Source organism: Streptomyces sp. NPDC001914 (genome assembly GCF_042891215.1).
In the GTDB taxonomy this organism is placed as follows: domain Bacteria; phylum Actinomycetota; class Actinomycetes; order Streptomycetales; family Streptomycetaceae; genus Streptomyces.
The window spans coordinates 165,393-179,878 of sequence record NZ_JBIASW010000003.1 but is presented as its reverse complement, the minus strand read 5'-3'; the positions used below and the strand labels follow the sequence as shown (position 1 = coordinate 179,878).

General features: G+C 72.8%; 17 protein-coding genes. 14 read left to right on the top strand and 3 right to left on the bottom strand.

Annotated features, from left to right (window positions below; all coding sequences use genetic code 11):
* The first annotated feature begins 23 nt into the window (after positions 1-23).
* The 6 genes from ACFYYF_RS10105 to ACFYYF_RS10080 are packed head-to-tail and all read left to right on the top strand — an operon-like array spanning position 24 to position 4,373.
* Positions 24-935 (top strand): NifU family protein, encoded by a 912-nt coding sequence (locus ACFYYF_RS10105; RefSeq protein ID WP_388773326.1) that lies wholly within the window; start codon positions 24-26, stop codon positions 933-935.
* On the top strand, positions 932-1,615 hold the full coding sequence (locus ACFYYF_RS10100) for a DUF5947 family protein (RefSeq protein WP_388773324.1): 684 nt from the start codon (positions 932-934) through the stop codon (positions 1,613-1,615). The genes ACFYYF_RS10105 and ACFYYF_RS10100 overlap by 4 nt, the downstream gene beginning before the upstream one ends.
* A complete protein-coding gene (locus ACFYYF_RS10095; protein ID WP_361694138.1) occupies positions 1,612-2,253 on the top strand; it encodes a DUF6084 family protein in 642 nt (213 codons plus the stop codon). Before ACFYYF_RS10100 ends, ACFYYF_RS10095 begins: the two co-directional genes overlap by 4 nt.
* A gap of 1 nt (position 2,254) precedes the next feature.
* Positions 2,255-3,694 carry a hypothetical protein gene (locus ACFYYF_RS10090; RefSeq protein WP_388773320.1) on the top strand — a complete coding sequence of 480 codons (1,440 nt, stop codon included), beginning with the start codon at positions 2,255-2,257 and terminating at the stop codon, positions 3,692-3,694.
* On the top strand, positions 3,691-4,251 hold the full coding sequence (locus ACFYYF_RS10085) for a hydrogenase maturation protease (RefSeq protein ID WP_388773318.1): 561 nt from the start codon (positions 3,691-3,693) through the stop codon (positions 4,249-4,251). The genes ACFYYF_RS10090 and ACFYYF_RS10085 overlap by 4 nt, the downstream gene beginning before the upstream one ends.
* Positions 4,252-4,256: 5 nt before the next feature.
* The gene (locus ACFYYF_RS10080) at positions 4,257-4,373 is read left to right on the top strand and encodes a DUF6893 family small protein (RefSeq protein ID WP_388773316.1); all 117 of its coding nucleotides are present in this window, start codon (positions 4,257-4,259) and stop codon (positions 4,371-4,373) included.
* Here ACFYYF_RS10080 and ACFYYF_RS10075 read toward each other — a convergent pair.
* Complete coding sequence (locus ACFYYF_RS10075; protein WP_388773313.1) at positions 4,349-4,804, bottom strand: helix-turn-helix transcriptional regulator; 456 nt, start codon at positions 4,802-4,804, stop codon at positions 4,349-4,351. The genes ACFYYF_RS10080 and ACFYYF_RS10075 overlap by 25 nt on opposite strands.
* 88 nt (positions 4,805-4,892) lie before the next feature.
* Between ACFYYF_RS10075 and ACFYYF_RS10070 the strand changes: the two genes are divergently transcribed.
* The 8 genes from ACFYYF_RS10070 to ACFYYF_RS10035 all read left to right on the top strand — a co-directional run bounded on the left by ACFYYF_RS10070 (position 4,893) and on the right by ACFYYF_RS10035 (position 13,044).
* A complete protein-coding gene (locus tag ACFYYF_RS10070) occupies positions 4,893-5,432 on the top strand; it encodes a hydrogenase maturation nickel metallochaperone HypA (protein WP_388773311.1) in 540 nt (179 codons plus the stop codon).
* The gene (hypB, locus tag ACFYYF_RS10065) at positions 5,416-6,225 is read left to right on the top strand and encodes a hydrogenase nickel incorporation protein HypB (protein WP_388773309.1); all 810 of its coding nucleotides are present in this window, start codon (positions 5,416-5,418) and stop codon (positions 6,223-6,225) included. Before ACFYYF_RS10070 ends, hypB begins: the two co-directional genes overlap by 17 nt.
* Positions 6,222-8,669, top strand: a complete 2,448-nt coding sequence (gene hypF, locus ACFYYF_RS10060; protein ID WP_388773307.1) for a carbamoyltransferase HypF — start codon at positions 6,222-6,224, stop codon at positions 8,667-8,669. The genes hypB and hypF overlap by 4 nt, the downstream gene beginning before the upstream one ends.
* Positions 8,623-8,961, top strand: a complete 339-nt coding sequence (locus tag ACFYYF_RS10055; protein ID WP_369479820.1) for a HypC/HybG/HupF family hydrogenase formation chaperone — start codon at positions 8,623-8,625, stop codon at positions 8,959-8,961. Before hypF ends, ACFYYF_RS10055 begins: the two co-directional genes overlap by 47 nt.
* Positions 8,958-10,076: a hydrogenase formation protein HypD gene (gene hypD / locus ACFYYF_RS10050; RefSeq protein WP_388773305.1), complete on the top strand. Its 1,119-nt coding sequence runs from the start codon at positions 8,958-8,960 to the stop codon at positions 10,074-10,076. The genes ACFYYF_RS10055 and hypD overlap by 4 nt, the downstream gene beginning before the upstream one ends.
* 73 nt (positions 10,077-10,149) lie before the next feature.
* Positions 10,150-11,139: a hydrogenase expression/formation protein HypE gene (gene hypE, locus ACFYYF_RS10045; protein ID WP_388774341.1), complete on the top strand. Its 990-nt coding sequence runs from the start codon at positions 10,150-10,152 to the stop codon at positions 11,137-11,139.
* Positions 11,140-11,382: 243 nt separating this feature from the next.
* Positions 11,383-11,739, top strand: a complete 357-nt coding sequence (locus tag ACFYYF_RS10040; RefSeq protein WP_361694156.1) for a DUF779 domain-containing protein — start codon at positions 11,383-11,385, stop codon at positions 11,737-11,739.
* 75 nt (positions 11,740-11,814) lie between these two features.
* Positions 11,815-13,044, top strand: a complete 1,230-nt coding sequence (locus ACFYYF_RS10035; protein WP_388773302.1) for a phosphodiester glycosidase family protein — start codon at positions 11,815-11,817, stop codon at positions 13,042-13,044.
* Positions 13,045-13,056: 12 nt separating this feature from the next.
* Here ACFYYF_RS10035 and ACFYYF_RS10030 read toward each other — a convergent pair whose 3' ends face one another.
* Both ACFYYF_RS10030 and ACFYYF_RS10025 read right to left on the bottom strand, forming a co-directional pair.
* Positions 13,057-13,251, bottom strand: a complete 195-nt coding sequence (locus tag ACFYYF_RS10030; RefSeq protein WP_361694160.1) for a hypothetical protein — start codon at positions 13,249-13,251, stop codon at positions 13,057-13,059.
* A gap of 104 nt (positions 13,252-13,355) precedes the next feature.
* Positions 13,356-14,219 (bottom strand): phosphatidylinositol-specific phospholipase C/glycerophosphodiester phosphodiesterase family protein, encoded by an 864-nt coding sequence (locus ACFYYF_RS10025; protein ID WP_388773299.1) that lies wholly within the window; start codon positions 14,217-14,219, stop codon positions 13,356-13,358.
* Positions 14,220-14,486: the final 267 nt, after the last annotated feature.

The window sequence follows — 14,486 nt, the reverse complement described above, 5'->3', positions numbered from 1 at the left end:
TTCCTCAGGAGAGGGGCTTGCCGATGGCCGGACAGGAGACGGGCGAGCGGATAGGCGCCCTGCTCGACGAGCTGGCGCAGCGGGCGGGACCGGAGGCGCGCGATGTCGCGGACGAACTGGTGCGCTGCCTCATGGAGTTCTACGGCGAGGGCCTGGCCCGGACCGTACGCCTGCTGCGCTCCGCCCCGGACGGCGCGGACCCCCTCGCCGTCCTCACCGCCGACGAACTCGTCGGGGATCTGCTGATCCTGCACGATCTGCACCCCGAGGACACCGCGACCCGGGTGGGCCGGGCCCTCGACAAGGTCCGCCCCTACCTCGGCTCGCATGCCGGTGACGTGGAGGTGGCCGGGCTCGACCTGGAGGCGGCCGGCGGTCCGACACTGCGCCTCAGACTGCGCGGCAGTTGCGACGGCTGTCCGTCCTCCACCCAGACCGTGCGCTGGACCATCGAGGAGGCGGTCGCCCGGATCGCCCCCGAGATCGCTCACATCGAGGTCGAGGGCATGGCGGCCGGGAGCCCCGAGCCGGCGCTGCTCCAGATCCTGCCGCACCGCCCGGACGACGCCCCGGGCGAGGCGGCGCCGTCCGCGGACCCGGGCGGGACGGCGCGCTGGTACGAACTCGGGCCGCGCACGCTGCCGGTGGGCGACGGCGCCACCGGGATCACCGAGATCGCGGGACACACCCTGCTGCTGGTCCGCCTGCCGGGACAGTTGTACGCCTACCGAGACCGCTGCCCCCTGTGCGCGGCCGGTCTCGCTCCCGCCGCCCTGGACGGCGACGTGCTGCGCTGCGCGGGCTGCGGCGCCACGTTCGACGTCCGCCGGGCGGGCCGGGGCGAGCAGGGCCATCTGGATCCCGTACCGCTGCTGGAGGAGAACGGTTCGGTGCGGGTGGCGCTGCCCGGCGAGCTGCTGGGGGCGGGGCCATGACCGCGGACGTCCTCAGACAGTTCACCAGGCGGCCGCCGCCCGAGGGCGAGCGCTGCGACCTGTGCGGGGAGCCCCTGCCCACGGAGCACCGGCATCTCGTCGACACCTCCCGGCGGTCCCTGAAGTGCTCCTGCCCGCCCTGCCATCTGCTGTTCACCCGGCCGGGCGCGGGACAGGGCCGCTTCCGGGCGGTCCCCGACCGCTATCTCACCGATCCCGGGTTCGTCCTGGACGAGGCCGACTGGAACCGGCTGCAGATCCCCGTCGCGCTCGCCTTCTTCTTCCGCAACTCCGCGCTCGGCCGGCTCGCCGCCTTCTATCCGAGCCCCGCGGGCGCCACCGAGAGCGAACTCGACCCGGCGACGTGGGACGCGGTGCTCGGCCGCAGCCGGCTGGCGGAGCTGCTGGAACCCGACGTGGAGGCGCTGCTGCTGCACCGCGGCCGGGGCGGGGCGGTGACCTGCACGCTCGTCCCGGTCGACGTCTGCTACGAACTGGTCGGACGGATGCGGCTGCACTGGAAGGGCTTCGACGGCGGGGCCGAGGCGCGCGCGGACATCGCGGAGTTCCTGGCACGGATCACCGCGGCCGCCCGGCCGCCGGCGAACGCAGGGAGCGTGCACGACGCCAGGAGCGTGCGGAACTCCGGGGACGCGGAGAACTCCGGAGGCGCCCCGTGACCGATCTCCAGTTCACCTGCACCGGTGCGCGCCCCGAACCGTACGGAGCCGGGCCAACCCTGCTGTTCGGCCTGCGCATCGAGGAGGCGGACCACCAGCCGGTGCACGCCGTCGCCCTGCGCTGCCAGATCCGCATCGAGCCGGCCGGGCGGTCGTACGATCCGGAGGAGGTCGGCATGCTGGGCGACCTGTTCGGTGAGCCGAGCCGCTGGAACAGCACGCTCAAGCCGCTCCAGTTCGCCCACACCTCCATCACGGTCCCCGCGTTCACCGGATCGACGGAGGTCGACCTCCCGGTGCCCTGCACCTACGACACCGAGGTCGCGTCCGCGTCCTACTTCCGGGCGCTGTCCCGCGGCGAGATCCCGCTGCTCCTGCTGTTCTCCGGCACGGTGTTCACCGGCCGGGACGGCTTCCGGGCCGAGCCCGTGCCCTGGCACAAGGAGACGTCGTACCGGATGCCGGTGGACGTGTGGCGGAACATGATCGAGCAGTACTTCCCCAACTCGGGCTGGCTGCGCGTCCGGCTGGACGTGCTGGACGCGCTGCGCCGCTACCGGTCCGCGCACGCCCTGCCGTCCTGGGAGCGGGTCTTCGACGAACTCCTCGCCACCGCGGACGCGAAGGGGGCCGACTGAGATGAGCAATCCGCTGGAGGACCGCTTCGAGCAGGCCCGCACGGTCGCCGACGCCGTCCTGTTCGAGGGATACGTCCTCTACCCCTACCGCGCCTCCGCCGCGAAGAACCAACTGCGCTGGCAGTTCGGCGTCCTGGTGCCGCCCGCCTGGGCCGCCACGACCGGGGAGCACTCCGTCCAGCGCACCGAGTGCCTGCTGGAGCCCCGCAAGGGCGACCGGCTGCACGCCGAACTGCGCTTCCTGCACGTGAGGCGGCGCACGGTCGAACGGCTCGACGCCGACGGCGGATACACGGAGGTCCCCGAACTCGACCTTCCCGACCGCGTGTTGGTGCCGTGGGACGAGGGACACGAGGAACGCGTCCTGATCCATGAACCGCTCGACCAGCTGACGGGACATCAGGCGCGCGTCCATGCCGTGCGGTTCGACCTCCCCGACTCCGTGGAGTACGAGCCGGTGACCGACGCCGAGGGCCGGACACTGGGCCGCCTCGTTCGGCGCAGGAAGCGGCTGACCGGCGAACTGCGTCCTCGGGTCGAGGAGTTGCCGGGGCCCTACCGGGTGCTGCGGCTCACGGTGAGCGTGCACAACACCACCACGGTCCCGGAGCGGGCCGAGGCAGACCGCGAGACCGCCCTCGCCCACAGCCTGATCGGCACCCATCTGCTGTTCGGCGTTCCCGGCGGGCGGTTCCTGTCGCTGACCGACCCGCCGGAGTGGGCCCGCCCGGCCGCCGCGAGCTGCCGGAACGACCGCACCTGGCCCGTGCTCGCGGGCCCGCCCGGAGCGGACGACGTCATGCTGTCCTCGCCGATCATCCTGGAGGACCATCCCGCCGTCGCGGAGGAGAGCCCGGGGCCCCTCTACGACGCCACCGAGATCGACGAGATCCTCTCGCTGCGCACGGCCGCGCTCACCGACCGGGAGAAGCGCGAGGCCCGGGGCACGGACGCCCGTGCCGCCGAGGTCATCGACCTGGTCGACGCCATGCCGGGCGCGGTCCGGGAGCGGCTGCACGGGGCGATCCGGGGGCTGCGCGAGGTCACGGGCGAGGACGGCGCGGGCGAGCCGCCTCCCACCGCTCCCGGCACCGGGCTGAGTCTGCCCGAGGGCCCGGGGCACCCCTGGTGGGACCCGGCGCAGGACGCCGACGCCGCCGAGGTGCCCGAAGCCGTGGTCGTCGACGGCCAGACGGTACGGGCCGGCAGCAGGGTCAGACTCACCCCCGGCGCCCGGCGCTCCGACGCCCAGGACTCCTTCCTGCACGGCCGGCACGCCACGGTCGAGGCGGTGGTCGGCGACCTCGACGGGGAGACGCATCTCGCCGTCGTCGTGGACGACGACCCCGGAACCGACGTACGCCGGGCCCAGGGACGCTTCCTGTACTTCAAGCCCGACGAGGTGGCACCGCTGAAGGAGCGGGAGGAGGAGACACCATGACAGGACCCGCGTACACCGGCCCCTCCGGTCCGGCCGCGGGGGACGGGACCGGCCGGATTCTCGTCGCCGGGGTCGGCAACGTGTTCCTCCAGGACGACGGGTTCGGGGTGGAGACGCTACGACGCCTCGCCGCCCGCGTGCCCGAACTCCCGCCGGGCGTCGAGCTGATGGACGCCGGCATCCGCGGGGTGCACCTCGCCTACCGGCTGCTGGAGGGCTATCGGACGCTCGTGCTGGTGGACCTCGTCAGCCGCGACGGTCCTCCGGGCACGCTCTACACGATCGACGTGGGCCCCGGACCTCCCGCGGCACGGCCCGGACTCGGCCCGCTGGACACGCACGCCATGGATCCCGCCACCGTGCTGGGACTGCTGCACGATCTGCACGCCGGGGCGGGCGGCACCCTCCCGCGGGAGGTGTACGTCATCGGCTGCGAACCGCTCGACACGGGCGAGGGCATGGGCCTGACTCCCCCGGTGGCCGGTGCCGTGGACGCCGCCGCCGACCTGGTGCTCGATCTCGTACGCCGCGCTTCCTCCGTACCCCAGAGGAGCTGACCACGATGGAGGCAAGGATGGAATGGCAATGGGTTGGCCTGGCCGCGGGCCTCGTAGTGGCCTACGGAGTCGCGAGGAACTTCTCGGACCTCCGCCGCTACTTGCGCATACGGCGCATGTGATCCGGCGGACCCGCGTGATCCGGCGGACGCGCTCCGGCCCGCGGACTCCCGCCGTCGCGCGGACTCCCGCCGTCGCGCCCCGCGCGGCCACCGACGTCCTCGAGCTGCACATAGCGCTCCAGGAAGAGATGCAGGGTGCCGTGGAGTTCACCCAGACGCACGAACCACAGGGCGAGGTTCATGGCGCCCTGCTGGGTGATGGCGTAGACCCGGCGCGCGGGGCCGCTCTCCGAGGCGCGCCAGTGCGAGGTGACCTCACCGCTGCTCTCCATGCCCCGCAGCAGCCGGTACACATGCGCCTGGTCCGCGTCGCCGCAGCCGAAAGCGCCCAGGCGCTGCACCAGTTCATAGCCGTGACCTTGGCGTTCGGCCAGCAACAGGAGCAGCACCGGGGTGAGCAGAGCGCGTCGCTCGACCTCTCGCCCAGTCATCGTGTCCTCAGGGTAACCAGCCATGCGCGGGCCTCACATCCGGGCGCGAGCCCGCCGCGCGGCCGGCCGGCGACGGGAGGTGAGGGCCGTGCATGAGCTGTCGATCGCCGTGGCGGTCGTCGAACAGGTCGAGGAGGCCGTGCGGGAACAGGGCCGCGCGGTCAGTTCGCTGACCCTGCGGATCGGCGAACTGGCGGGCGTGGTGCCCGAGGCGCTGGACTTCTCGTTCGGGCTCGCGACGGAGGGCACCGCGCTGGCGGGGGCACGCCTGCTGATCGAGACTGTCGATGCCCGGGGCCGCTGCGAGGGCTGCGGCCGCGAGGCACCGACCGGGATGCCTCCGGTGCTGTGGTGCGCCGGGTGCGGGGCGCCGCTGACCCTGCTCGGCGGCCGGGAGCTGGAGATCGTCCGGGTGACGCTGGCCGACGGGCCGCCGGACACGGACGGGCCCGCGACCGCTGTTCCGTACGGCACGGGCGCGACGGACCCGGCCGGGACGGGCGCGATGGGCCCGGACGACACGGGCGCGATCGGCCCGGACGGGAAGGACGCGGACGACGGGCCACGGCCCGTGCCGTCCGGGCGACCGGTACGCGACGAGGAGACGAGCCATGTGCCGCACCGTTGACCTGCATCAGGCGGTACTCGCCAAGAACGACGAGAACGCGCTGGCCCTGCGGGGCTATCTGGGTGACCGCGGCACGGTGGCGGTCAATCTGCTGTCGAGTCCCGGCAGCGGCAAGACGGCCCTGCTCGAACTGCTGCTGGCGCGCGCCGTGGCGGGCGGTACCCCGGCGGCCGCCGTCACCGCCGACCTGGCGACCGAGAACGACGCGACGCGGCTGGCGCGCTCAGGGGCGCCGGTGCGGCAGATCCTCACGGACGGGCTGTGCCATCTGGAGGCGGGCATGCTCCAGCGGCGTCTCGAGGGCTGGCTGCCCGAGGGCACCCGGCTGCTGTTCGTGGAGAACGTCGGCAATCTCGTCTGCCCCGCCTCCTACGACCTCGGGGAGACCCTGCGCATCGCGCTCGCGTCGGTGACCGAGGGCGAGGACAAGCCGGTCAAGTACCCGACGGCCTTCGGCCTCGCGCACCTGGTCGTGGTCACGAAGACCGACATCGGGGAGGCCGTCGGCTTCGACCGGGAGGCGTTCCTGCGGGGCGTCCGGCAGGTCAATCCCGGGGTGCCGGTCCTGGAGACCTCGGCCCGCACCGGCCAGGGGGTCGACGCCCTGCTGGAGCACGTCCTGCGCTGCGCGGCCGGCGAGGAGAGGCACGTACCGGTCCTGGCGCGGCAGCACGAGCGGTACCTGCACAGCCACGGGAACGGGAGCGGGCACGGGAGCGCGGCCGGCCATGAACACGAGCACAGCCACGAGCACACCAACGGGCCGGCACCGGTGGACGGGCGGGCACGGTGAGACGGGCCCCGGGGCGCGAGCGCCGGCACGTCACCGTCACGGGCGTGGTCCAGGGAGTGGGTTTCCGGCCCTTCGTGTACACCCTCGCGGAGGAACTGGGGCTGAGCGGCTGGGTCACCAACAACGCCCGGGGCGTCGAGGCCGAGGTGGAGGGCCCGGCGGCCGACGTAGCGGAGTTCTGCGCCCGGGTGGGGACGCGGCCGCCGCCGCTCGCGGTCGTCGAGTCGGTGGAGCACCGGGCCGTACCGCTGGAGAACGACGGCACGGTGTTCACCATCCGGCCCTCCTCCGGCGGGCCGGGCCGCACCCTGGTCTCCCCGGACACCGCGACCTGCGACGCCTGTCTCGGCGAGCTCGCGGACCCCGCCGACCGGCGCCACCGGCACCCGTTCATCACCTGCACCCACTGCGGTCCGCGGTTCACGATCGTGACCGCGCTGCCGTACGACCGGGACAGCACCACCATGGCGGGCTTCCCGATGTGCGCGGACTGCGCCCGTGAGTACGCGGATCCGGCCGACCGGCGCTTCCACGCCCAGCCGATCGCCTGCCCCGCCTGCGGCCCCCGGCTCACGCTGCGGACGGGGGCGGACGATCCGGGTGAGCTGCGCGACGGAGCGGCCCTCGCCGAGGCCCGTCGGCTGCTGGCCGAAGGCGCCGTGGTCGCGGTCAAGGGCATCGGCGGCTACCACCTGGCGTGCGACGCGGGGGATCCCGCGGCCGTGCGCACCCTGCGCAAGCGCAAGAACCGCGGCGGCAAACCCTTCGCGGTACTCGCCGGCTCGCTGGAGACCGTCCGGCGACTGGCCCATGTCGGGCCCGAGGAGCGGGAGTTGCTCCTCGGGCCGCGCAAACCGGTGGTCCTGCTGCGGCGGCGGGCGGAGGCGGGCGACGAGATCGCCGCGGGCGTCGCGCCGGGCAGCCCCGACCTCGGCTTCATGCTGCCGTACACACCGGTGCACCGGCTGCTGCTCGGTCTGCCCGGCGATGCACCGGGACCGGCCGTCCTCGTCATGACCAGCGGGAACCGCTCGGGCGAACCCATCGTCACCGACGACGCCGAGGCGCTGACCCGGCTGGCGGGGCTCGCCGACGCCTGGCTCACGCACGACCGGCCCATTCACGTGCCCTGCGACGACTCGGTGGTCCGGGTGTGCGCCGGAGCGGAGCTCCCGGTGCGGCGCTCGCGCGGCTACGCCCCCTTCCCGATCGCGCTGCCGGTGCCGGTGGTCCCGGCGCTGGCGGTGGGCGGGGACCTGAAGAACACCTTCTGCGCCGGGGACGGCCGCTACGCCTGGCTGTCCGCGCACGTCGGGGACATGGACGACCTGGCCACCCTGAACGCCTTCGAGCGGGCCACCGGCCATCTGACGGACCTCACCGCCGTCGCGCCGCGCCTGCTCGTCGCCGACCGGCACCCGGGCTACCGCGCGACCATGTGGGCCCGGCGCGCCGCCGAGGCCCGCGGACTGACGCTGCGCCAGGTGCAGCACCACCACGCCCATGTCGCCTCGGCGATGGCCGAGCACGGTCTCGACGGTTCGCGGCCGGTGATCGGGGTCGCCTTCGACGGGACCGGTTACGGCGACGACGGGGCCGTGTGGGGCGGTGAGGTGCTGCTCGCCGACTACGACGGATACCGGCGGTTCGCCCATCTGGGCTATGTGCCGCTGCCGGGCGGCGACGCGGCCGTACGCAATCCGTACCGGATGGCGCTGTCGCATCTGCGGGCCGCGGGACTGTCCTGGCGGGACGAGCTGCCCTGCGCGGCGGCGGCCACGCCGGAGGAGCGGCGGCTGCTCGAACGGCAGCTGGAACGCGGGTTCAACTGCGTTCCGACGTCCAGCATGGGCCGTCTCTTCGACGCGGTGTCCTCGCTCGCGGGCGTCTGTCACCGGGTGGAGTACGAGGCGCAGGCGGCCATGGAGCTGGAGAACGCGGCGCTGGCCGACCTGGCGGGCCCGCTCGCCGACGACGAGCGGAACGACGCCTACCGGTTCATGCTGAGAGCGGTCCGTCAGGACCCCGAAGCGCCGCTGATCGCCGATCCGGCGCCGGTCCTGGCCGCCGCCGTCGCGGACGTCCGGGCCGGCTCCGGGGCCGGGCCGGTGGCCCGTCGGTTCCATCGGGCCGTGACGGGTCTGGTCCTGGAGGTGTGCTCGGTGGCACGGAAGAGGACCGGCATCGGCACGGTCGCCCTCAGCGGCGGGGTGTTCTGCAACGCCCTGCTCACCGAGGCGTGCGGAACCGTCCTGGAACGGGACGGCTTCACCGTGCTGAGGCATCACAGGGTTCCCCCCAACGACGGCGGTCTGGCCCTCGGCCAGCTGATCGTCGCCGCCCGGTCGCCGGCCTCCCCTGGCGCGGCGGAGCGCACGAGCGAGGCAGGAGCGAGTCATGTGTCTGGCCGTACCCGGCCGAGTGCTGGAGATCGAGGAACGTGACGCGACGCGGATGGCCAAGGTGGACTTCGGCGGTGTCGTCAAGGACGTGTGTCTGGAGTACGTGCCGGACATGAAGGTCGGCGACTACGCCATCGTCCATGTGGGATTCGCGTTGCAGCGTCTGGACGAGGAGTCCGCGAAACAGACCCTGGAACTCTTCGAGAACCTCGGGGTGCTGGAGGAGGAGTTCGGCGACGCCTGGGGCAAGGCGGCCCGGGACGCCGGTGCCGAACGCCCCGCAGGAACCGGACGTCCGCCCCTGGAGGGCGCCGAGAAGGAGGCGCGGTCATGAAGTACCTGGACGAGTTCAGCGATCCGGTCCTCGCCAAGCGGCTCTTCGACGACATCAGGGCGGTCACCACCCGGCCCTGGTCGCTCATGGAGGTCTGCGGCGGCCAGACGCACTCGATCATCCGCCACGGCATCGACCAGCTCCTGCCCGAGGAGATCCAGCTGATCCACGGTCCGGGCTGCCCGGTCTGCGTGACCCCGCTGGAGATCATCGACAAGGCGCTGGAGATCGCCTCCCGCCCGGACGTGATCTTCTGCTCCTTCGGAGACATGCTGCGGGTGCCGGGCAGCGGACGTGACCTGTTCAAGGTCAAGAGCGAGGGCGCGGACGTACGCGTCGTGTACTCGCCGCTGGACGCACTGAGGATCGCGCAGGAGAACCCGGACCGGGAGGTCGTGTTCTTCGGCATCGGCTTCGAGACCACGGCGCCGCCCAACGCGATGACGGTCTATCAGGCCAAGAAGCTGGGCATCCCCAACTTCAGCCTGCTGGTCTCGCACGTCAAGGTGCCCCCGGCCATCGACGCCATCATGAACTCGCCGGACTGCCGGGTGCAGGCGTTCCTCGCCGCCGGGCACGTCTGCACGGTGATGGGCACGGCCGAATACCCCGAACTCGCCGAACGGCACCGGGTGCCGATCGTCGTGACGGGCTTCGAACCGCTGGACATCCTGGAGGGCATCCGCCGCGCGGTCCGCCAGCTGGAGGCGGGTCAGCACACCGTGGAGAACGCCTATCCCCGCGCGGTGCAGGCCGAGGGAAGCCCGGCGGCGCGCGCCATGCTCTCCGACGTCTTCGAGGTGAACGACCGGGCCTGGCGCGGGATCGGCATGATTCCGCAGAGCGGCTGGCGGCTCTCCCCCAAGTACCGCGAGTTCGACGCCGAGCACCGCTTCTCGGTGACCGGCATCGACACCGAGGAGTCGACCGTCTGCCGCAGCGGCGAGGTGCTCCAGGGCCTGATCAAGCCGCACGAGTGCGCGGCTTTCGGCAAGGAGTGCACCCCGCGCAATCCGCTGGGCGCGACGATGGTCTCCAGCGAGGGCGCGTGCGCCGCCTACTACCTCTACCGGCGGCTGGAGAACCCGGACAAGGAGGCGAGTTCCGTTGGCTGACTCGGCATACGCCCCGGTCGACTTCTCCTCATGGACCTGCCCGGCGCCCCTGCGCGACCACGACCGGATCGTGATGGGGCACGGGGGCGGCGGCACGCTCTCCGCCGAACTGGTGGAGCACCTCTTCGCGCCCGCCTTCGGCAGTGACGTGCTGGCCGAACTCGGCGACTCCGCCCATCTGCGGTTGGGCGGCGCCCGGCTCGCGTTCTCCACCGACTCCTTCGTCGTACGGCCGCTGTTCTTCCCCGGCGGCAGCATCGGGGACCTCGCCGTCAACGGCACGGTCAACGACCTGGCCATGGCGGGGGCCGTACCGGCCTACCTCTCCTGCGGGTTCATCCTGGAGGAGGGCGTCGAGCTCTCCGTCGTGGGACGCGTCGCCGAGGCGATGGGCGAGGCGGCGCGGACGGCCGGGGTGGTGGTGGCGACCGGAGACACCAAGGTCGTCGACGCCGGGCACGGCGACGGCGTCTTCATCAACACCGCCGGGATCGGGCTGATCCCGGACGGCGTCGACATCCGTCCGCAGCGCGCGGCACCCGGTGACGTGGTGCTGGTCAGCGGGCCGATCGGCGTGCACGGCGTGGCCATCATGAGCGTGCGGGAGGGTCTGGAGTTCGGCGTCGAGATCCAGAGCGACACCGCGTCGCTGGCCGGTCTGGTCGCGGACATGCTGGCCGTCTGCCCGGACCTGCACGTCCTGCGCGATCCGACCCGCGGCGGTCTGGCCACCTCGCTGAACGAGATCGCGGCGGCGGCGCGGGTCGGCATCAGACTCGACGAGCGGTCCCTGCCCGTGCCCGAGACGGTCGCCAACGCCTGCGCCTTCCTCGGCCTGGACCCGCTGTACGTGGCCAACGAGGGCAAACTGGTGGCGTTCGTCGCGGCCGAGCACGCCGACGCCGTGCTCGCGGCGATGCGGGCCCACCCGCTGGGCAAGGAGTCCGTGGCGGTCGGCCACTGCGTCCCCGATCACCCCGGCATGGTGGTCGCGGCCACCGGTCTGGGCGGCACCCGGGTGGTGGACATGCCGCTCGGCGAGCAGCTTCCGCGCATCTGCTGACCCGCCGCTTCCGCACCTACCGCTTCCATACCCGCCGCTTGCACACCCACGGCTGACAACAGGTCGGCCGGCACGAGCACTTCCGAGGCCGGCCCTCGGTGACGGACCCGCAGCACGCGGGTGTCACCGGGGGCCGGCCTCCTGCGTGCCCGGCGTGGGCGATGCCGGGGTGTGCAACCCTCTCGCAACGTCCCCTCTGGTCGGCTGGAGCGCGACAGCCGTGACATCCGAGGGGAAGAGCCGATGGACGTCGTCCCGCGCGTGGAGCTGACTCCCGCGGCCGCCGAACTGCTGAGGAACCTGCGCGGCAAGCACGGGCCCCTGATGTTCCATCAGTCGGGCGGCTGCTGCGACGGCAGCGCGCCCATGTGCTACCCCGAGGGCGAGTTCCGCACCGGCGGTTCCGACGTCCTGCTGGCCGAGCTGGAGATCGAGGGGGTCGAGGAGCCGGTCTCCTTCTGGATCTCGAAGAGCCAGTACGAACTGTGGAGCCACACGCGGCTCATCGTGGACGTCGTGGCCGGCCGGGGCAGCGGCTTCTCCCTCGAAGCACCCGAAGGAGTGCGTTTTCTGATCCGTTCCCGCGTCGTCGGTGCCTAGCCACCGGGCCGGGCCCCCGTCTCTGGTGCAATTCCCCTGATTCCTGGCAGAGTTGACGAGACATCAGGGGGCACCGTGACACGTCCTGGCAGACGGTTCGGAACGGTACTGACGGTCTTCACGGCAACCGGTGCGCTGGCCGGTGCGGCCCTGACGGGGGCGGCACCGGCCGGCGCCGCCGAGAGCACGACCCGCATCGCGCCCGGCGTCGCGTACACGGAGCTGGACATCCCGGCGGCCAGGGGGACGGCCCACGCGCACGTGCTCACCGTCGATCTGCGCGACCCCCGTGTACGCGTCGACCTGCTCCACCCGGGCGCGGTGGCGTCCCGGGCTCCCGTGTCGCGGCTGGCGGACTCCCGGGGCGCGGTGGCCGGGGTCAACGGCGACTTCTTCAACATCACGGAGACCCAGCATCCGGGCGTCGAGGCGACGGGCGCGCCGGTGGGCCCGGCGATCGCGAGCGGCCGGGAGCTCAAGGCCGCGGTCCCCGACGGCCAGCGGTTCGGACCGGCGCTGCCGCCCGGCACGCACACCGAGGACGTGTTCGGCGTCGGCGTCGACCGCCGGGCCCGGCTGGACGACGTGGTCCTCGACGGATCCGTCCGCGGTCCCGGCGGCACCTGGCGGCTCGGCGGGTTCAACCAGTACGCGCTCCCGGTGGGCTCCGTCGGCGCGTTCACCCGGGACTGGGGAAGCGTCTCGCGGGTCCGCGCGACCTGCGGTACGGACACGGACCGGGCCGCGCCGTGCAGCGCCGACACCTACGAGGTGACGGTGCGCCACGGGCGGGTCGTGTCCGCGGCCGGGACTCCCGGCGGCGGACCCATCGCCCGGGGCACCACCGTGCTGGTCGGCCGCGAGGCGGGTGCGCGGAAGCTGCGGAAGCTGTCCGTCGGCGAGAGGGTCGGGGTACGGCACCGGCTGGTCGCGAAGTCCTCCCGGGTGCCCTACCGGTTCGCGCTCGGCGGGTATCCGATGATGACCGGCGGAATGCCGTTGCAAGGTCTGGACGACACGACCACCGCCGTACGCACCGCGGTGGGCTTCTCCGACCACGGGCACCGGATGCAGCTCCTCGCCCTGGACGGCGCACCGGAGTTCCGCGCCGGACTCACCATCGCCGAGGTCGCCCGGGCGATGAAGCGGCTGGGGTCCGTGGACGCGTTCAGCCTGGACGGCGGTGGATCCACCACGATGGTCGCCCGTCGGCCGGGGGCGGACGCCGTCAGTGTCCTCAACCATCCGACCGGCGGCGCCGAACGTCCCGTCCCCAACGGCATCGGGGTGTTCGAGGGCCCTTGAGGAGCGGCCGGGTCACGGGGTCAGGCTGCCCACGATGTCGGCCGTCGCGGTGAGACCGCTGTGGATGGTGGGGGCCATGCTCGTGCTGGCCAGCAGGAACCCGAGCATGGCGCAGACCAGGGCGTGCGAGATCTTCAGTCCTCCATTGCGCAGGAAGATCACCGCGAGCACCAGGAGCAGCAGCACCACCGAGATGGAAATGGCCATCGTCAACCTCCTCCGCCACGTCCACTTCGCGGCGTTCGGCCGCAAGTGTGGCGTAGCGGAGGGGTCGTCCGGGCAGCTGACGTGTCCCCCGATCGGGTGGTCTTCTACCGTCGGTCGTGGGCGTCCAGGAACTCTTCGAGACCGCCCAGGTCATCGGTGTTGAGGTGGTCGACGCCGGCGGCGAGCAGTTCGCGCCAGAGGGCGTCGCGTGCCGGGCCGGCGAGGTCCGGAGTGGCCCAGAACCGGACCCTCTGCCGGCGCGCGTGGGCGGCGGCCGTGATGCCCCGCAGCTTCTCGCGTTCGGCGTCCGGGAACGGACCCTCGCCCAGCCAGCCGAAGGCGAGTGTCCAGTTGTCGCTGATCAGCGGGATGAGGGAGGCGGGTGCGGCGGTTCCGAGGTCGGCGAGCCGGCCGTCGTAGAAGGCGAGCCGCTCGGTCTGCGCCTCCATCGGGACGCGCGCCGCCCGGTCCCCGGAGATCACGACGGTGACCGGGCCGGGGCGCACGCTGCCGTGCGCGTACGACGTGAACAGGTGCCGGTGGCGGCGCAGATGACGGTCGAGTTCGAGGTAGGTCGAGGAGCCCTCGGTCTTGATGTCGACGAGGAGTTGGAGCGGGCGGTGGTGACCGCGGTACACCGAACCGTGGTTGGCCCGGACACGGGCGGCCAGCGGTTCGAGGTAGAGGGATTCGAGGGTGCGGGTGGGGTCGAGGTCCACCGGGTCGTGGGCGACGAGGAGTTGGTCGCCCACGAGGTGGATGTCGGCCTCGACGCTGCCGAAGCGGTGGTCGAGCGCGTCGAGGAGGGGCCGGAGGTGCTCGTAGTCGTTGTGCGCGTGGGCTCGCCATAAGGGCCGGGTCCGGGGCTTCGTCCCGCCCGCGCGTGCCGTCGGCGCGGGCAGGGCGATCGAGCCCGCGAGGGCGGCGCCGAGGGTGGTGAGGGCTCTGCGCCGGGTGGTGTGGGCCATGCTGTGGCCTCCCTTGAGGATGCCGTACAGGACCTCAGGGAGTATGCGGCCTGCCCGGACCGGGAAGCCCCCCTCCGGGCGGGAGTTGGCTGGACCGACGTGCCGCGTTCACCTCGCTGGAACGGTGCGGGATCCGGTGTTCCCCCCTCCCCCGCTTCCCGTGTGCCGTGGGCGCACGGGAAGAGCCCGCCCCGGGTGGGACGGGCTCTTCCGGATGCGCTGTCAGGGCCCTTGCGGCAAGACCGTGTCGGAGCCCTTGCGGGTGGT

What these genes read in the sequence shown, in the direction of transcription:
- hypD (WP_388773305.1), top strand. Translation starts at nt 8,958, where the DNA reads ATGAAGTACCTGGACGAGTTCAGCGATCCGGTCCTCGCCAAGCGGCTC.
- ACFYYF_RS10090 (WP_388773320.1), top strand. Translation starts at nt 2,255, where the DNA reads ATGAGCAATCCGCTGGAGGACCGCTTCGAGCAGGCCCGCACGGTCGCC.
- ACFYYF_RS10040 (WP_361694156.1), top strand. Translation starts at nt 11,383, where the DNA reads ATGGACGTCGTCCCGCGCGTGGAGCTGACTCCCGCGGCCGCCGAACTG.
- ACFYYF_RS10085 (WP_388773318.1), top strand. Translation starts at nt 3,691, where the DNA reads ATGACAGGACCCGCGTACACCGGCCCCTCCGGTCCGGCCGCGGGGGAC.
- ACFYYF_RS10030 (WP_361694160.1), bottom strand. Translation starts at nt 13,251, where the DNA reads ATGGCCATTTCCATCTCGGTGGTGCTGCTGCTCCTGGTGCTCGCGGTG.
- ACFYYF_RS10100 (WP_388773324.1), top strand. Translation starts at nt 932, where the DNA reads ATGACCGCGGACGTCCTCAGACAGTTCACCAGGCGGCCGCCGCCCGAG.
- ACFYYF_RS10025 (WP_388773299.1), bottom strand. Translation starts at nt 14,219, where the DNA reads ATGGCCCACACCACCCGGCGCAGAGCCCTCACCACCCTCGGCGCCGCC.
- ACFYYF_RS10080 (WP_388773316.1), top strand. Translation starts at nt 4,257, where the DNA reads ATGGAGGCAAGGATGGAATGGCAATGGGTTGGCCTGGCCGCGGGCCTC.
- ACFYYF_RS10075 (WP_388773313.1), bottom strand. Translation starts at nt 4,804, where the DNA reads ATGACTGGGCGAGAGGTCGAGCGACGCGCTCTGCTCACCCCGGTGCTG.
- hypB (WP_388773309.1), top strand. Translation starts at nt 5,416, where the DNA reads ATGTGCCGCACCGTTGACCTGCATCAGGCGGTACTCGCCAAGAACGAC.
- ACFYYF_RS10105 (WP_388773326.1), top strand. Translation starts at nt 24, where the DNA reads ATGGCCGGACAGGAGACGGGCGAGCGGATAGGCGCCCTGCTCGACGAG.
- hypE (WP_388774341.1), top strand. Translation starts at nt 10,150, where the DNA reads ATGGGGCACGGGGGCGGCGGCACGCTCTCCGCCGAACTGGTGGAGCAC.
- ACFYYF_RS10055 (WP_369479820.1), top strand. Translation starts at nt 8,623, where the DNA reads ATGTGTCTGGCCGTACCCGGCCGAGTGCTGGAGATCGAGGAACGTGAC.